The sequence below is a fragment of the Streptomyces sp. NPDC001348 genome, assembly GCF_053597535.1.
On record NZ_JBSFIK010000005.1, the window covers coordinates 302,630 to 317,408 of the forward strand.

Here is a 14,779-nt window from a genome sequence, read left to right on the forward strand (position 1 = left end):
ATCGGTTATCCACAGGCAGCCCACGCACCAGTCCCGGCCAGTAATCTCGGCCAGCATGGAGCAGAGGCATCTGGGCAGTACCGGCCTGCGCGTGTCCCGGATCGGGCTGGGCACCCTCACCTGGGGCCGGGACACCGACGAGCACGACGCCGCGGACATGCTGAAGGCGTTCTGGGAGGCGGGCGGGACCCTCGTCGACACCGCGGACGTCTACGGCGCCGGAGAGGCCGAGTATCTGCTCGGGCAGCTCCTGGAAGGGCTCGTGCCGCGCCGGGACCTGGTCATCTCCACGAAGGCGGGGAGCGTGCCCGACCCCGACCGCCGTTTCGACGGCTCGCGGGGTCATCTGCTCGCCGCGCTGGACGCCTCCCTGGCCCGCCTCGGCACCGACCACGTGGATCTGTGGCAGGTGCACGCCTTCGACCCGGACACCCCGCTGGAGGAGACGCTGCAGGCCCTGGACCTGGCGGTGAGCAGCGGCCGCGCCCGTTACGTGGGCGTCTCCAACTTCTGCGGCTGGCAGCTGGCGAAGGCGGCGACCTGGCAGCTCGCCGCGCCGGGGACACGGACCCGGCTGGCGGGTACGCAGATGGAGTACTCGCTGCTCCAGCGCGGTATCGAGCGCGAGGTGCTGCCGGCCGCGCTGGACCTCGGGGTGGGGCTGCTGCCGTCCTCGCCGCTCGGGCGCGGGGTGCTGACCGGGAAGTACCGCAACTCCACCCCGGCGGACTCGCGCGGCGCCTCGGAGCACCTGGCGCCGTTCGTCGCGCCGTACCTCGACGACACGGCTACCCGCATCGTGGACGCCGTGACGACGGCGGCGGACGGACTCGCGGTGACCCCGCTGCAGGTCGCCCTCGCCTGGGTGCGGGACCGTCCGGGCGTCGCCGCGCCGATCGTCGGAGCGCGCAACGCGCAGCAGCTCACGGCGGCGTTGTCGGTGGAGGCCCTTAGTCTTCCTGACGAGATCTGCCGGGCGCTCGACGACGTGTCGGCGCCCGTGCACCGCTATCCCGATCACGACTGGAGCACGCTGTGAGCACGGACCCGGAGACCTCGGGGGTCTCCGACGGATCGGCAGAAGGCACCGGGACCCCGGACAGCACACCCGGGGCGACCGGGGCCGGCGAAGAGGCCGCGGAGACCGCCGGCGCGGACGCCCTCGCCGGGGAGGCGGCGGATCCCGCCCCGCCCACCGCGGGACCGGGCGACGGGGAGGCCGGCCCGGGGGGCGCGAGTGGGGCGTCCGAGGACACCGCCGCCCAGCTGTCCGAGGCGGAGGCCGAGCTGGCGGCGCAGCGGCTCGAGCGGGAGCGGATCGCGCGACGTAAGGCGGAGCGGCAGGGGCCGATCGAGAGCGGCGGCAAGCTGAGCGGCACGGCCGCCGATCTGCTCGCGGCCGTGCGGGCGGTGGAGAGCGGCGAGAAGCCGGCCGCCGCGGTGTTCGCCGAGCCCGCGCCCGCCCCGCGCAGGCCGGCCACCGAGCCCGTGCGCAGGCCGGAGCCGGCACCGGCCGCCGCCCCCGCGCCCGCGCCCGCGCCCGCGCCGGACACCGTGGAGGCCGTACGGCGCGTCCTGGCGGACGGCGGTGCGCCGGACGCCCTCGCCCCGCAGGTCGCCGCGGCCCTCGGTGAGGGCGCCGACACGGTGCTGCGGGCCGATCCCTGGCAGTTGCTCCGGGTGACGGGCGTGCGGCCGGAGCAGGCCGACGGCTTCGCGCGGGCGCTGCTCGGCGCGGAGTGCGGACCGGACGACGAGCGGCGGGGCCGGGCGACGACGGTCTGGCTGCTGGAGCAGGCGGCCCTGGCCGGGCACACCGCCCTGGAGCTGTCCGCGCTCACCGAGGCCCTGGCCCAGCGGGCCGTACCGGACCCGGAGGCGACCGTGCGGAGCGCGATCGCGGAGGGTGAGGCCCTGGTGTTCCAGGACGCGCTCGATGAGCCCGGTGCCCCGGCCGCCCCGGCTCAGGAGGATGGGGCGGAGGGCGAGGAGCAGCGCCCGGTGCGCGTCCTGGCCGGCCTGGAGCGGTACGCGCTCGCCGAGGAGAGCCTCGCCGACGGTCTGGCCCGTCTGGTCAACGCACCGTCCAAGGAAGCGTCCGAGGAGTGGCAGGCGGTGACGGCGCCCGGCGGGGCCGCCGAGCTGGTCCGTGCCGTGGCCGGGCACGGCCTGGTACTGCACACGGGCGGCGAGGCGGCCCGTGCCGAACCGGCGGCGCTGCTCAGCGCTGCCCGGGCGGCCGGGCTGCGGGCCGTCGCGGCCTGCCACACGCCGGACGGACGGCACAGGTTCGCCGCCCTGCTCGGCGCCGACGGCGAACGGGAGGACGACGGCCGGGTCGTGACGGTTCCCGGTCTGCTGGCCGGCACCGAGGGTCCCGGCCGGGATGCCGAGGGCAGCCTGGACCTGAACCTGTTGATCGTGCTGGACGCCCCGCAGCTCGACGTGGAGAGCGCGGCGGTGATCGTGGAGTCGCTGCCCGACGGCGCCCGCCTGGTGCTGAGCGGGGATCCGGCGGTGCTGTGGTCGGCCGGGCCCGGCCGGGTCTTCGCCGACCTGCTCGCCGCCCGTGTCTGCCCGCAGGTGGCGTCCCGGGTCCCCGATCCGGGTCCGCTCGGCGAGCTGGTCTCCGGCGTCGGGGTCGGCGAGCTGAACCAGGTGGAGGCCCCCGGCAAGGAGATCGTGATCGTGCCGGTCCGGGACGCGGGCGAGGCCGTGCACCGGACGGTGCAGCTGGTCGCCGACTCGGTGCCGCGGGCCATCGGCGTCCCGGCCGAGCAGACGGTGGTGATCACCCCGGGACACGGGGGCGCCGCGGGCACCCGAGTGCTGAACGCGGCGCTCAAGGAACGGCTCAACCCGGGCCCCGGCCGCTTCGGCGGCTTCGACCCCGGCGACCGGGTCGCCTACTCCCCCGCTCCCGGCCGTACGCTGCCGGGCCGGGTGGTGAACGCGGACGCCGAAGGGCTGCACCTGTCGTGCGCGGGCGTGCCCGTGGTCGTGCCGCGGGAGCGGGTGGAGCAGTCCGTACGGCACGGGTGGGCGCTGACCGCGCACCAGGCGGTGGGCGGCCGGTGGCCCGCGGTGGTCGTGGTGCTGCCCGGCGACGCGGCCCAGGCGCTCAGCCGGCCCTGGGTGTACACGGCCTTCGGGCGGGCGAGCCGGCATCTGTCCGTGGTGCACGGGGTCGAGCAGGCGCTGCCCAGGGCCGTCGCGGAGGTCGTGGCGAAGCCGCGGACGACACGTCTGCCGGTGCTGCTGAGAACGCAGGTTCCGGCGGCCGGGTGATCCGGGCCGGCGGTGCCGTACCGGCCCGAGGGCCCGTGCGGCACCGCCGGCCCGGCCGGGTCAGCGGTCGGCGTCCAGGGGCTCCAGGTCCTCGTCCTCGTCGAGCTCCGCCGCCAGTTCGTCGATCTCGTCGGCCTCTTCGCCGTCGTCGTCGGTCTCGTCGTCGAAGACGGCGCTGACGTCGAAGCGGCACACCACCCGCTGCTGGTCGACCTGCTCGAAGGGGGCTTCCAGCCATTCGCCCGGTTCGGCCGGTTCTTCGGCGGCGGTCACCCAGAGCGTGGAGTCGCCCTCCTCGAGGCCGAACTCCTTGTGCCGGGAGGCGATCTCGTCCGGTTCGAACTCGCCGAAGAGGATGCCCAGCGCCCCGTGGATCGTGTCGGAGCCGTCGTCGCCGTCCTCGTGGTCGGCCGCCTCGATCCGCTGGGCCTGTGCGCGCAGCCGCTGGGGTTCCGCCACGGCGTAGTCGCGGCGGATCAGCACGCTGATCCCGTTCGGTTCCTCGGGGCCCGCGTACGGTGGCAGCGATTCCTCGGCGGCGGGGATCTCGAAGGGGGTCACCTCGTCGTAGCGGTCGTAGAGCAGCTCGTCGTACACCTCGGCGGCCGCCGCCAGCTGGTTGAACGCCTCGTAGACGGCGGGGTCGTCCTCCCCCGACCTGCGTTCGACCGCGGCCAGGTGACGGTCGAGGGCGGTCTTGACCGCCTCGGCGGCGGCGCGTACCTCGGCAGCGGTGGGCTGCGCAGCATCAGACATAGTGCAGACGCTATCCGTACCGGGCCCCAGCCCGCACAATAGATGCGATGCCGGAATACGAATTTGTCGACGTGTACGTGCCTCGCGGGGTCTCCCGCAAGGACGCCACCCGACTGCTGACGGACCATGCCGAGTACGGACACTGGGAGTTGGACCGACTGAGCCTGCTGCGGGACGGCAGCCGCAAGGTGCGGTTGCGCCGGCGGATCATCCGTCAGGTGCGCGCCACGTGGTGAGGCGGCACGACCGGTACGGAGGGGGCACCGCATCGGCGGGGCCCCCTCCGTTTCCACCGGTGGAGGCACCGGTCGTGGGTCACGCCGAGGCCCGCGCCCTGCGGTAGAGCACCGCACCGGCCAGCAGCGCGCCCGCGCTCGCGGGCAGGACCGCACCGAGCGGCAGGTCCCCGCCGGTGTGGGCGAGCTGCGCGGCGGCCGGCAACGAGGCGTCGCTGCGCCCGCCCTGCCCGCCGACGTGCGAGGAGCCGCCCGGCGTGCCGGGGTGCTGGGGACTGCCGGGGTGACCCGGAGTTCCAGGCGTGCCCGGGTGCTGCGGACTGCCGGGGTTGCCCGGCTGGCCCGGAGTGCCCGGGTGACCGGGCTGGCCCGGAGTGCCCGGGTGACCCGGCTGGCCCGGGTGACCCGGCGTGCCCGGCTGGCCCGGAGTGCCCGGGTGACCCGGAGTGCCCGGCGTGCCCGGCTGACCCGGGGGCGTGCCGTGGCCGTCACCGTTGCCGCTGTCCGCGCAGTGGTTGCCCGTGGTGGAGTTGCCGGCTCCGATGACGCCGATGCTGTTGCCGCACACGTTCACCGGGACGTCGACCGGAACCTGGACGTGGTTGCCCGAGCCGACCCCCGGCGAACCACCGGTGTACCCGCCCGCATGGGCCCCGCCGTGACCGGCGCCACCGTGGTTGGCGCACTCGTTGCCCACCGCCGGGTTGAGCAAGCCCACCACGTCGACGCTGTTCCCGCACACGTTCACCGGGACGTCGACCGGGACCTGGACGACATTGCCGGAAGCGACCCCCGGCGAACCGCCGGTGTACCCGCCCGCGTGGGCGCCGTCGTGACTCGAGCCTCCGTGCCCGTAGCCTCCGTGGCCGTAGCCGCCGTGGCCGTAGCCGCCGTGCTCCTCCGAGGAGTGGCCGCCGCCGTGGTTGGTGCACTTGTTGCCCACCGCGGGGTTGAGCACCCCTACGACGTTCACGGTGTTGCCGCAGACGTTCACCGGCACGTGCACCGGCGCCTGGACGGTGTTGCCGGACAGTACGCCCGGCGAGTGGGACGCGGAGCCGGTCGCGCCGGAGTCCGCGTGGGCGTAGCCACCGGCGGCGGCCAACACGCCGGTCGCGGCCGCCATGGTCATCAGACCCTTTCGGGTAGCCTGTCGCATAGCTGAATTCCCCCCTGCCTTCATTTCCTGGATTTCACAGAAGAGCGATCGGCCCCGGAGCGCATGGCGCGCGCTCCGGGGCCGACGCGTGAAACGCCCCTCAGAGAGACGACGTCACTTGTTGACGCAGGTGTTGCCGAAGGCGGGGTTCAGCAGCCCGATCACGGAGATCGTGTTGCCGCACACGTTCACCGGGACGTGGACCGGAACCTGGACGACGTTGCCGGAAGCGACACCCGGGGAGTGCACGGCGGCACCGTGGGCACCCGAATCGGCGACGGCCAGACCCGCACCCGCGAGAACCAGACCACCGGTGGCAGCCGCAGCGGCGACGACCTTCTTGAGCATTATTCCTCCTTGTTGGCAAAAGCGATCTCGTGTCGCTGATCGCATTACCTGTAACGAGGAGGGAGTAATGGAGCTACGAGCTTATGGTCGCATTCACTCTTCTCAGTCGAACTCGTACGGGCGCCCGAATAGCTCAGCCCAATACGTCACCACGCGTGCCTCAGGACGCGTCGATGAACCGGTCGAGCACCCGCACGCCGAACTTCAGCCCGTCCACCGGCACCCGCTCGTCCACCCCGTGGAACATGCCCGCGAAGTCCAGCTCGGGCGGCAGTTTCAGCGGCGCGAAGCCGAAGCCGCGGATGCCGAGGTCGTCGAAGGACTTGGCGTCCGTACCGCCCGAGAGCATGTACGGGATGGCCTTGGCGGCCGGGTCCTCGGCCAGCAGCGCGGACTGCATGGCCTCGACCAGCGCCCCGTCGAAGGTGGTCTCGACGGCCTTGTCGGCGTGCACGTCCTCCCGCTTCACCTTCGGCCCCAGGATCCGGTCGAGGTCGGCGAGGAACTCCTCCTCGTGCCCCGGCAGGAACCGCCCGTCGACGTGCGCGGTGGCCTCGCCCGGAATGACGTTGACCTTGTAGCCGGCGCCCAGCTGCGTGGGGTTGGCCGTGTTGCTCAGGGTCGCGCCGATCAGCTTGGCGATGCCGCCGAGCCGGGCGAGCGTGGACTCCATGTCCTCGGGGTCCAGCTCGGTGCCGAGCGCGTCGCCGAGCTCGTCGAGGAAGGCCCGCGTGGTCTTGGTGACCCGCACCGGGAACCTGTGCCGGCCCAGGCGTGCCACGGCCTCCGACAGCTCGGTAATGGCGTTGTCCCGGTGGATCATCGACCCGTGCCCGGCGGTGCCGGCCACGGTCAGCTTCATCCAGTGCATGCCCTTCTCGGCGGTCTGGATCAGGTACAGCCGCCGCTGCTCACTGACCGTGAACGAGAACCCGCCGACCTCGCTGATCGCCTCGGTGACCCCGTCGAAGAGCTCACGGTGGTGGTCGACGAGGTACCGCGCCCCGTACGTGCCGCCCGCCTCCTCGTCCGCGAGGAAGGCCAGCACGATGTCCCGGGGCGGCCGGCGCCCGCTGCGCAGCCTGTCCCGCACGACCGCCAGCGTCATCGCGTCCATGTCCTTCATGTCGACGGCCCCGCGACCCCACACGCACCCGTCGGCGACCTCCCCGGAGAAGGGGTCGTGGGTCCAGTCGGCGGCGTTGGCGGGTACCACGTCGAGATGGCCGTGGATCAGCAGCGCGGGCCGGGAGGGGTCCTCGCCCTCGATCCGGGCCACGGTCGACGCCCGCCCGGGGTGCGACTCGAAGATCTTCGGGTCCAGTCCCACCTCGGCGAGCTTCTCGGCGACGTACTCGGCGGCCGTGCGCTCGCCGGGGCCCGAGTGGTCGCCGTAGTTGCTGGTGTCGATCTGGATCAGCTCGCGGCAGAGGTCCACGACCTCGTCCTCGCCGGTGACGCCCTTGGCCGTGTCCGTCTCGCTCACGCTGCTTCCTCCCGCTGTCTGGTCGGTTCCTCTCATACTCCCTCCCCGCCCGCCGCGGCCCCAAGACCGGCCCCCGGCCCGTCACGGGCCGTTCACGCTCGGGCGGGCGGCGGCACGGGGTGTGATCGGCCACCCCCGAAAGCCTGGTAGTGTTTCCTGTGTCGCCGCGAGGGAGACCCGCGCGACAGACACCTTGTCCGGGTGGCGGAATGGCAGACGCGCTAGCTTGAGGTGCTAGTGCCCTTTATCGGGCGTGGGGGTTCAAGTCCCCCCTCGGACACCAGTCGGGACCCCTGCTCAGCAGGGGTCTTTCGCATGTCAGGGGCGCGGTGCCGTCAACTGCCGGCGCGCGGTTCCCCACGGGCGGCTCAGAGCGGGCGGCCCGTCCGTGAACAGTCCGCCTCCGCACCGCGCGACGGGTGTTTCCCGGCCCTCGGCGGCCTTTGTGGGCCATCTCTCCTCGTGGCCGAAGACCATGAGGTCAACGGCTTCTGACCGACCCTCACCGCTCCCCCGAACGGCCCACCCCAGTGGCCGCGAACAGGCCCAATGCCTAGCGTCGTACTAATATTTCCGGCTTGTTACGGAGCTGGACCCGGACAACCCCAGGCATACCTGCGGGCCCGCCAGCGCCCCGGAGGCTTCCGGGAACGAGACGCGAGGACCCGATGGCAGCCATACACGAGGGCAGTGCTCTCGGCCTGCTCGACGAAGAGATCCGCCGGCGGTTCGGTGACACGGCACGCTTCTCCGGTGGGCAGGCGGCTTCCCCGCGCACGCTCGTGGACGTCTTCGAGGCGTCCGTGCGCTCGTACCCGGACGAACTCGCCCTGGACGACGGGGCGGCACAGCTCACCTACCGTGCGCTGGCCGCCGAGGTGGAGCGGTTGCGGCGTCGGCTCGCCGCCGCCGGGGTCGGCCTCGGTGACCGGGTGGGCGTTCGCGTCCCGTCCGGGACCAACGACCTGTACGTCGCGATCCTCGCCGTGCTCGCCGCGGGTGCCGCCTACGTTCCCGTGGACGCCGAGGACCCGGACGAGCGGGCCGAGTTGGTGTTCGGGGAGGCGCGGGTGCGGGCCGTCGTCGGGGCCGGGCACGAGCTGGCCGTCACCGGACGCGGCGACGTCCCGGCCGCCCGGCCGGGCGTGGAGCACGACGCGTGGATCATCTTCACCTCCGGCTCGACCGGGAAGCCCAAGGGCGTCGCCGTCACCCACCGCAGCGCCGCCGCGTTCGTGGACGCCGAGGCCGCGCTGTTCCTCACCGACGACCCCGTAGGGCCGGGCGACCGGGTGATGGCGGGGCTGTCCGTCGCGTTCGACGCGTCCTGCGAGGAGATGTGGCTGGCGTGGCGGTACGGCGCCTGTCTGGTCCCGGTGCCCCGGTCGCAGGTCCGCAGCGGCGCCGACCTCGGGCCCTGGCTGGTCGAGCAGGAGATCACCGTCGTCTCCACGGTGCCGACGCTGGCGGCCCTGTGGGAGCCGGAGGCCCTGAGCGACGTACGTCTGCTGATCTTCGGCGGTGAGGCCTGCCCGCCCGAGCTGGTGCAGCGGCTCGTGACCGAGGGGCGCGAGGTCTGGAACACGTACGGGCCGACCGAGGCGACCGTCGTCGCGTGCGCCTCGCTGATGTCGGGCGAGGAGCCGGTCCGGATCGGGTTGCCGCTGAACGGCTGGGAACTGGCCGTCGTCGACGAGGCCGGGGAGCCCGTGCCGATGGGCGGCAGCGGACAGCTGGTGATCGGCGGGGTGGGGCTCGCCCGGTATCTCGATGCCGAGAAGGACGCGGAGAAGTACGCGCCGCTTCGGTCGCTGGGCTGGGAGCGGGCGTACCGCAGCGGTGACCTGGTCAAGGCCGATCCCGAAGGGCTGGTGTTCCTCGGGCGCGCCGACGAGCAGATCAAGCTCGGCGGGCGGCGCATCGAGCTCGGCGAGGTGGACGCCGCGCTGCAGGCGCTGCCCGGCGTGGCGGGGGCCGCCGCCGCCGTGCGCACCGCCCGCAGCGGCAACCAGCTTCTCGTCGGCTACATCGTCACCCAGGAGGGCTGGGACCAGGCGGCGGCCGTCGAGCGGCTGCGCGCCGAGCTGCCCGCCGCGCTGGTGCCGTTGCTCGCCCCCGTCGGCGATCTGCCGACCCGCACCAGCGGCAAGGTCGACCGGAACGCGCTCCCCTGGCCGCTGGACGGCCTGGAGACCGGCGGTCCGGCCGAGCAGCTCTACGGCACCGAGGCCTGGCTCGCCGAGCAGTGGACGGAGGTCCTCGGCATCCCGGTGACCAGCGCCTCCGACGACTTCTTCGCGATCGGCGGCGGCAGCCTGGCCGCCGCCCAGCTGACCACCCGGCTGCGCACCCGCTACCCGAGCGCGGCCGTCCTCGACATCTACCAGCAGTCCACCCTGCGCAAGCTGGCCCGCCGGCTGGAGAAGTCGGCTCAGGACGACGGCGCCCGGCGCACGATCGCGCCGGTGCCGACGCGGGCCAAGGTGATCCAGCTGCTGCTGCTCGTGCCGCTGTTCACGCTGCTGGGGCTGCGCTGGACGGTGGCGCTGGCCGCGCTGGGGAACCTGCTGCCCGGTTACTCGTGGCTGCCGACCGCCCCGTGGTGGCTGGTCGCGGCCGGCGCCGTCCTGCTGTTCAGCCCGCCGGGCCGGCTGGCGGTCGCCGCGGGCGGGGCGCGGCTGCTGCTGCGCGGTGTGCGGCCCGGCCGGTACCCGCGCGGGGGCGGCGTGCACCTGCGGCTGTGGGCCGCCGAGCGGCTGGCCGAGTTCAGCGGGGCGACCTCGCTGACGGGTTCCTGGCTGCAGCGGTACGCGCGGGCGCTGGGCGCCAAGGTCGGGCAGGACGTGGACCTGCACTCGCTGCCGCCGGTCACCGGCATGCTCAAGCTGGGCCGGGGCGCGGCCGTGGAGTCCGAGGTCGACCTGTGCGGGTACTGGCTGGACGGCGACCGGCTGGAGATCGGTCCGGTGAAGGTCGGCGCGCACGCCGTCGTCGGCACCCGCAGCATGCTCTTCCCGGGTGCCCGGGTCGGCAAGCGGGCCGAGGTGGCGCCGGGTTCGGCGGTCACCGGGCAGGTCCCGACCGGGCAGCGGTGGGCCGGCGCACCCGCGGTCAAGCTGGGCAGGGCCAAGCGGAACCGGCCGAAGGACCGGCCGCGGCGCGGGACGTTCTGGCGGTTCATGTACGGCGTCTCCGGTGCCGGGCTGACCCTGCTGCCGGTGGTCGCGGGTATCGCCGCGATCGCTGTGGCCGGGGTGTTCGTGGCGCCGGGTGCCGGTGCGGCCGCGGCCCTGCGGGGTGCGGTGCTCGCACTGGTCCCGGCCACGCTGGCCTTCGGGCTGGTGTACGCGCTGTTGGTCCTCGTCGCCGTACGGTTGCTGAGCCTGGGGCTGCGGGAGGGCACGCACCCGACGCACGGCCGGGTCGGCTGGCAGGCGTGGACCGTCACACAGCTGATGGACCGGTCCCGGGAGACGCTGTTCCCGCTGTACGCCGGGCTGGTCACGCCGGTGTGGCTGCGGCTGCTCGGGATGCGGATCGGGCGGGGTGCCGAGGTGTCGACGGTCCTGGCGCTGCCCAGCCTGACCACGGTCGGCGAGGGCGCGTTCCTGGCGGACGACACGCTGACCGCGCCGTACGAGCTGGGCGGCGGCTGGCTGCGGATCGGGCGTGCGGAGATCGGGCGGCGGGCCTTCCTGGGGAACTCCGGGATGACCGCGCCGGGCCGGGCCCTGCCGGACGGGGGACTGGTCGGGGTGCTGTCGGCGACTCCGAAGAACGCGAAGAAGGGCAGTTCCTACCTGGGACTTCCGCCGGTGCGGCTGCCGCGCAGCGCGAGCGACGGCGACCACAGCCGTACGTACGATCCGCCGGCCCGGCTGCTGTGGGCGCGTGGTCTGGTGGAGGCCTGCCGGATCGTGCCGGTGCTGTGCTCGGCCGCGCTGGCCGTGCTCACGGTGGCGGCGCTGTGCCTGCTGGGCGCCTGGGCCCCGCTGCTGTCCGGGCTGGTGCTGCTGGCCGCGGGTGCGGCGGCCGGTCTCGTCTCGGTCGTGGCGAAGTGGCTGCTGGTGGGCCGGCACCGCGGCGGGGAGCACCCGCTGTGGAGCGGCTTCGTGTGGCGCAACGAGCTGGCGGACACCTTCGTCGAGGTGCTGGCCGTGCCGTGGCTGGCGGGTTCGGTGCCGGGGACGCCGCTGATGACCGCGTGGCTGCGTGGGCTCGGTGCGCGGATCGGGCGGGGCGTGTGGGTGGAGAGCTACTGGCTGCCCGAGACCGACCTGGTGACCCTGGAGGACGCGGCCACCGTGAACCGCGGCTGCGTGCTCCAGACCCACCTCTTCCACGACCGGATCTTGCGGACGGATACTGTGGTCCTCCGTGAGGGCGCGACGCTGGGCCCTGGCGGGATCGTGCTGCCCGGCAGCACGATCGGGGCCCGTACGACGCTGGGTCCCGCGTCGCTCGTCATGGCCGCGGAGTCCGTTCCGGACGGCACCCGCTGGCTCGGCAACCCGATCGAGGCATGGCGTCCGTGAACGCGGGTCACTCGGGACCGGTGAGCGGTGTTCCGGCGGCACGGAGTGGCGGCGCGGCGCAGGGAGCGGACACAGCGGTGGCAGTGCAGCAGTCGGCGGGACGGGACCCGTACTTCCCGGACAACGGTGACCCCCGGTACCGGGCGCACCGCTACGAACTGGCGCTGGACTACCGCCCGGGCCCGAACCGGCTGTCGGGCACGGCTCGTATCAACGCGATAGCGGGCCGTTCGCCGCTGACCGAGTTCCAGCTGAACCTGGCCGACTTCCGGGTGGGCCGGGTCCGCGTGGACGGCCGTCAGCCGCACTACACCCACCGGGCCAGCAGGTTGCGGGTCCGTCCCGCGAAACCGGTGCGTGCCGGTGCGGCGTTCACGGTCGAGGTGCAGTGGTCGGGCAATCCCAAGCCCGTCACCAGCCCCTTCGGCGGGATCGGCTGGGAGGAGCTGGAGGACGGGGCGCTGGTGGCGAGCCAGCCGGTGGGGGCACCGTCGTGGTACCCGTGCAACGACCGGCCCGCCGACAAGGCCTCGTACCAGATCTCCGTCACCACGCCGTCGGCGTACGCGGTGGTGGCGGGCGGGCGGCTGCTGACCCGTACGACGAAGGCCTCGACGACCACGTGGGTGTACGAGCAGTCGGCGCCCACGTCCAGCTATCTCGTCGGGCTGGCGATCGGCAAGTACCAGACGGTGCTGCTCGGCGACCCGGGGCCGGAGGGCGTCCCGCAGCACGGGCACATCCCGGCGCATCTGCTGCCCCGCTTCTCCCGTGACTTCGCCCGCCAGCCGGCGATGATGGAGCTGTTCCAGGAGCTGTTCGGTCCGTACCCCTTCGACGAGTACGCGGTGGTGGTCACGGAGGAGGAGCTCGATGTGCCCGTGGAGGCACAGGGGTTGTCGCTGTTCGGCGCCAACCATGTGGACGGGGCGCGGGGTTGGGAGCGGCTGGTCGCGCACGAGCTGGCCCACCAGTGGTTCGGCAACAGCGTGTCCATCGCCGACTGGCGGCACATCTGGCTGAACGAGGGGTTCGCCAAGTACGCGGAGTGGCTGTGGTCGGAGCGCTCGGGCGGCCGCAGTGCCCATCAGCACGCCGCGTCCGCGCACCGGTTGCTGTCGTCGCTGCCGCAGGACCTGCGGCTGGCCGACCCGGGCCGCAAGCTGATGTTCGACGACCGGCTCTACGAGCGTGGCGGCCTCGCCGTGCACGCGGTGCGCTGCGCGCTGGGCGACGAGGTGTTCTTCCGGATGCTGCGCGAGTGGACGCGGCTGCACCGGGGCGGTGCCGCGTCGACGACGGCCTTCACCGCACACGCCGCGCGCTTCACGGACGAGCCGCTGCACGACCTGTTCACGGCGTGGCTGCACGAGACACGGCTGCCTCCGCTGCCCGGGCCGGACGCGCGGGTAGCCGTCTAGGACAATGGTGTCCATGACCTCGTGTTCCTGCCCGTGCGGGCTGTCCGAGCCGTACGAGAAGTGCTGCGGCCGCTATCACGCCGGCGTCGCCGCGCCGAGTGCCGAGGCGCTGATGCGGTCGCGGTACAGCGCGTTCGTGAAGGGGGACGCGGGTTATCTGCTGCGCACCTGGCATCCGCGGACACGGCCCGCGCGGCTCGACCTCGATCCGGGGATGAAGTGGACGGGGCTGGAGGTGCTGGACACCACGGACGGGTCGGCCTTCCACTCCACCGGGACGGTGACCTTCCGGGCCTCCTACCGGGGTGGTTCGCTGCACGAGCGGAGCCGGTTCGAGCGGGTGGACGGGGCGTGGGTGTATGTCGACGGCGAATTCCCCGGATGACTGAGCGCGGCCGGTACGACGACGGTCGCGACCGGTGCGACGGCGGTGATCACCGAGAAGCGGTCCGGCGGGCCGAACGCGCGACGCGGTTCGGGTGGGCGGCGATCACCGGTGTCTCAGGGCTGCTCGGCTGCACGGTGATCGCCGTCGCCGTCGCCTTCCTGGGCGCGGTCGCCGCCTGCGCGTACGTCGTGGTGGCCGCGCAACACCCCTAGGGGCTGCCGGCAGGCGCCGGGTCAGGGCGCCAGGACGTCCAGTTCCTGCAGGGCGCCCGCGGTGATCTCCCTGGTCAGCTGCTCGGCGCGGGGCGCGTCGCCGGCGCGGACCGCCTCGGCGAGCTGGACGTGCAGGGTGACGGCGGCCGGGTCGGGGTCCTCGAACATGACCTCGTGCTCGGTGCGTCCGGTGAGGACCTCGGCGACGACGTCGCCGAGGCGTGCGAACATCTCGTTGCCGGAGGCGGTGAGGATCACCCGGTGGAAGGCGACGTCGTGGACCAGGTAGCCCTCCAGCCGCTGTCCGCGGGAGTTGGCCACCATGCCGAGGGCGCACTCGGTGAGCTCGGCGCACTGCTCGGCCGTGGCGTTCCTCGCGGCGAGGCCGGCCGCCACCGGTTCGACCGCGGAGCGCAGGACGGTCAGTGAGCGCAGCTGGTGCGGGCGGTCGGCGCCCGCCAGGCGCCAGCGGATGACCTGGGGGTCGTAGACGTTCCACTCGCGCCGGGGGCGGACCGTGACGCCGACGCGGCGCCGGGACTCGACCAGGTGCATGGACTCGAGCACCCGTACCGCCTCGCGCATCACGGAGCGTGAGACGTCGAAACCCTGCGCCAGCTCGTCCGTGCGCAGAACGCTGCCCGGCGGGTACTCGCCCGCGGTGATGGCGGGGCCGAGGGTGTCCAGTACGCGGCCGTGCAGCCCCCGGCCCGGTGTGGTCATGCACTCAGCGTACGTGGTGGATCACGGGACCAAAAAGTCAGACTTATTTGCGACAGCCTCTTGAATTCGTCGTACCTAATCGGTTTCAGTGTCGTCGGCGCCGTTGGCGTCGGATGTCGATGAGGACAGCGAGGCAGAGATGCGCACCCCCCACGTCGTCGTGGTCATGGGCGTCGCCGGCACGGGCAAGACCACCATCGGTCCACTGCTCGCCGCCCGGCTCGGCG

General features: G+C 73.4%; 12 protein-coding genes, 1 tRNA gene and 1 pseudogene. 9 read left to right on the forward strand and 5 right to left on the reverse strand.

All coding sequences use genetic code 11. From position 1 onward, the window contains the following. Positions 1–55: 55 nt before the first annotated feature. Both ACWC21_RS08185 and ACWC21_RS08190 read left to right on the forward strand, forming a co-directional pair. Positions 56–1,039: an aldo/keto reductase gene (locus ACWC21_RS08185; protein WP_450879319.1), complete on the forward strand. Its 984-nt coding sequence runs from the start codon at positions 56–58 to the stop codon at positions 1,037–1,039. Then, positions 1,036–3,288, forward strand: a complete 2,253-nt coding sequence (locus ACWC21_RS08190; RefSeq protein ID WP_450879321.1) for a helix-hairpin-helix domain-containing protein — start codon at positions 1,036–1,038, stop codon at positions 3,286–3,288. The genes ACWC21_RS08185 and ACWC21_RS08190 overlap by 4 nt, the downstream gene beginning before the upstream one ends. A gap of 60 nt (positions 3,289–3,348) precedes the next feature. On the opposite strand, the gene ACWC21_RS08195 is transcribed toward ACWC21_RS08190, so the two are convergent. Further along, entirely contained in the window at positions 3,349–4,044 is a 696-nt protein-coding gene (locus ACWC21_RS08195; RefSeq protein ID WP_450879323.1) for a hypothetical protein, read from the reverse strand. 47 nt (positions 4,045–4,091) lie between these two features. Here ACWC21_RS08195 and ACWC21_RS08200 point away from each other — a divergent pair, with 47 nt between their 5' ends. Beyond that, positions 4,092–4,280, forward strand: coding sequence for a DUF5703 family protein (locus tag ACWC21_RS08200; protein ID WP_030053310.1), 189 nt, complete (start codon positions 4,092–4,094; stop codon positions 4,278–4,280). 79 nt (positions 4,281–4,359) lie between these two features. On the opposite strand, the gene ACWC21_RS08205 is transcribed toward ACWC21_RS08200, so the two are convergent. The 3 genes from ACWC21_RS08205 to ACWC21_RS08215 all read right to left on the reverse strand — a co-directional run bounded on the left by ACWC21_RS08205 (position 4,360) and on the right by ACWC21_RS08215 (position 7,273). Next, entirely contained in the window at positions 4,360–5,439 is a 1,080-nt protein-coding gene (locus ACWC21_RS08205; protein ID WP_450879325.1) for a chaplin family protein, read from the reverse strand. Positions 5,440–5,553: 114 nt separating this feature from the next. Then, entirely contained in the window at positions 5,554–5,787 is a 234-nt protein-coding gene (gene chpH, locus ACWC21_RS08210) for a chaplin ChpH (RefSeq protein ID WP_388794886.1), read from the reverse strand. A 160-nt stretch (positions 5,788–5,947) separates the two neighbouring features. Then, the gene (locus tag ACWC21_RS08215) at positions 5,948–7,273 is read right to left on the reverse strand and encodes a M20/M25/M40 family metallo-hydrolase (RefSeq protein WP_450879327.1); all 1,326 of its coding nucleotides are present in this window, start codon (positions 7,271–7,273) and stop codon (positions 5,948–5,950) included. Positions 7,274–7,468: 195 nt separating this feature from the next. Here ACWC21_RS08215 and ACWC21_RS08220 point away from each other — a divergent pair. The 5 genes from ACWC21_RS08220 (at position 7,469) to ACWC21_RS08240 (ending at position 13,829) form a co-directional block, all read left to right on the forward strand. Beyond that, positions 7,469–7,556, forward strand: a tRNA-Leu gene (locus ACWC21_RS08220). Between the two features lie 385 nt (positions 7,557–7,941). Then, positions 7,942–11,808 carry a Pls/PosA family non-ribosomal peptide synthetase gene (locus ACWC21_RS08225; RefSeq protein ID WP_450879329.1) on the forward strand — a complete coding sequence of 1,289 codons (3,867 nt, stop codon included), beginning with the start codon at positions 7,942–7,944 and terminating at the stop codon, positions 11,806–11,808. Between the two features lie 77 nt (positions 11,809–11,885). Beyond that, a complete protein-coding gene (locus ACWC21_RS08230; RefSeq protein WP_450879331.1) occupies positions 11,886–13,229 on the forward strand; it encodes a M1 family metallopeptidase in 1,344 nt (447 codons plus the stop codon). 13 nt (positions 13,230–13,242) lie between these two features. Then, complete coding sequence (locus tag ACWC21_RS08235) at positions 13,243–13,614, forward strand: YchJ family protein (protein ID WP_450879333.1); 372 nt, start codon at positions 13,243–13,245, stop codon at positions 13,612–13,614. After that, entirely contained in the window at positions 13,611–13,829 is a 219-nt protein-coding gene (locus ACWC21_RS08240; protein WP_450879335.1) for a hypothetical protein, read from the forward strand. Before ACWC21_RS08235 ends, ACWC21_RS08240 begins: the two co-directional genes overlap by 4 nt. A 21-nt stretch (positions 13,830–13,850) precedes the next feature. Here the strand turns inward: ACWC21_RS08240 and ACWC21_RS08245 are convergent, their stop codons facing one another. Next, complete coding sequence (locus ACWC21_RS08245) at positions 13,851–14,552, reverse strand: FadR/GntR family transcriptional regulator (protein ID WP_450879337.1); 702 nt, start codon at positions 14,550–14,552, stop codon at positions 13,851–13,853. Between the two features lie 139 nt (positions 14,553–14,691). Here ACWC21_RS08245 and ACWC21_RS08250 point away from each other — a divergent pair. Continuing rightward, positions 14,692–14,779 (forward strand): annotated as a pseudogene (locus tag ACWC21_RS08250) (gluconokinase); the annotation flags it as partial.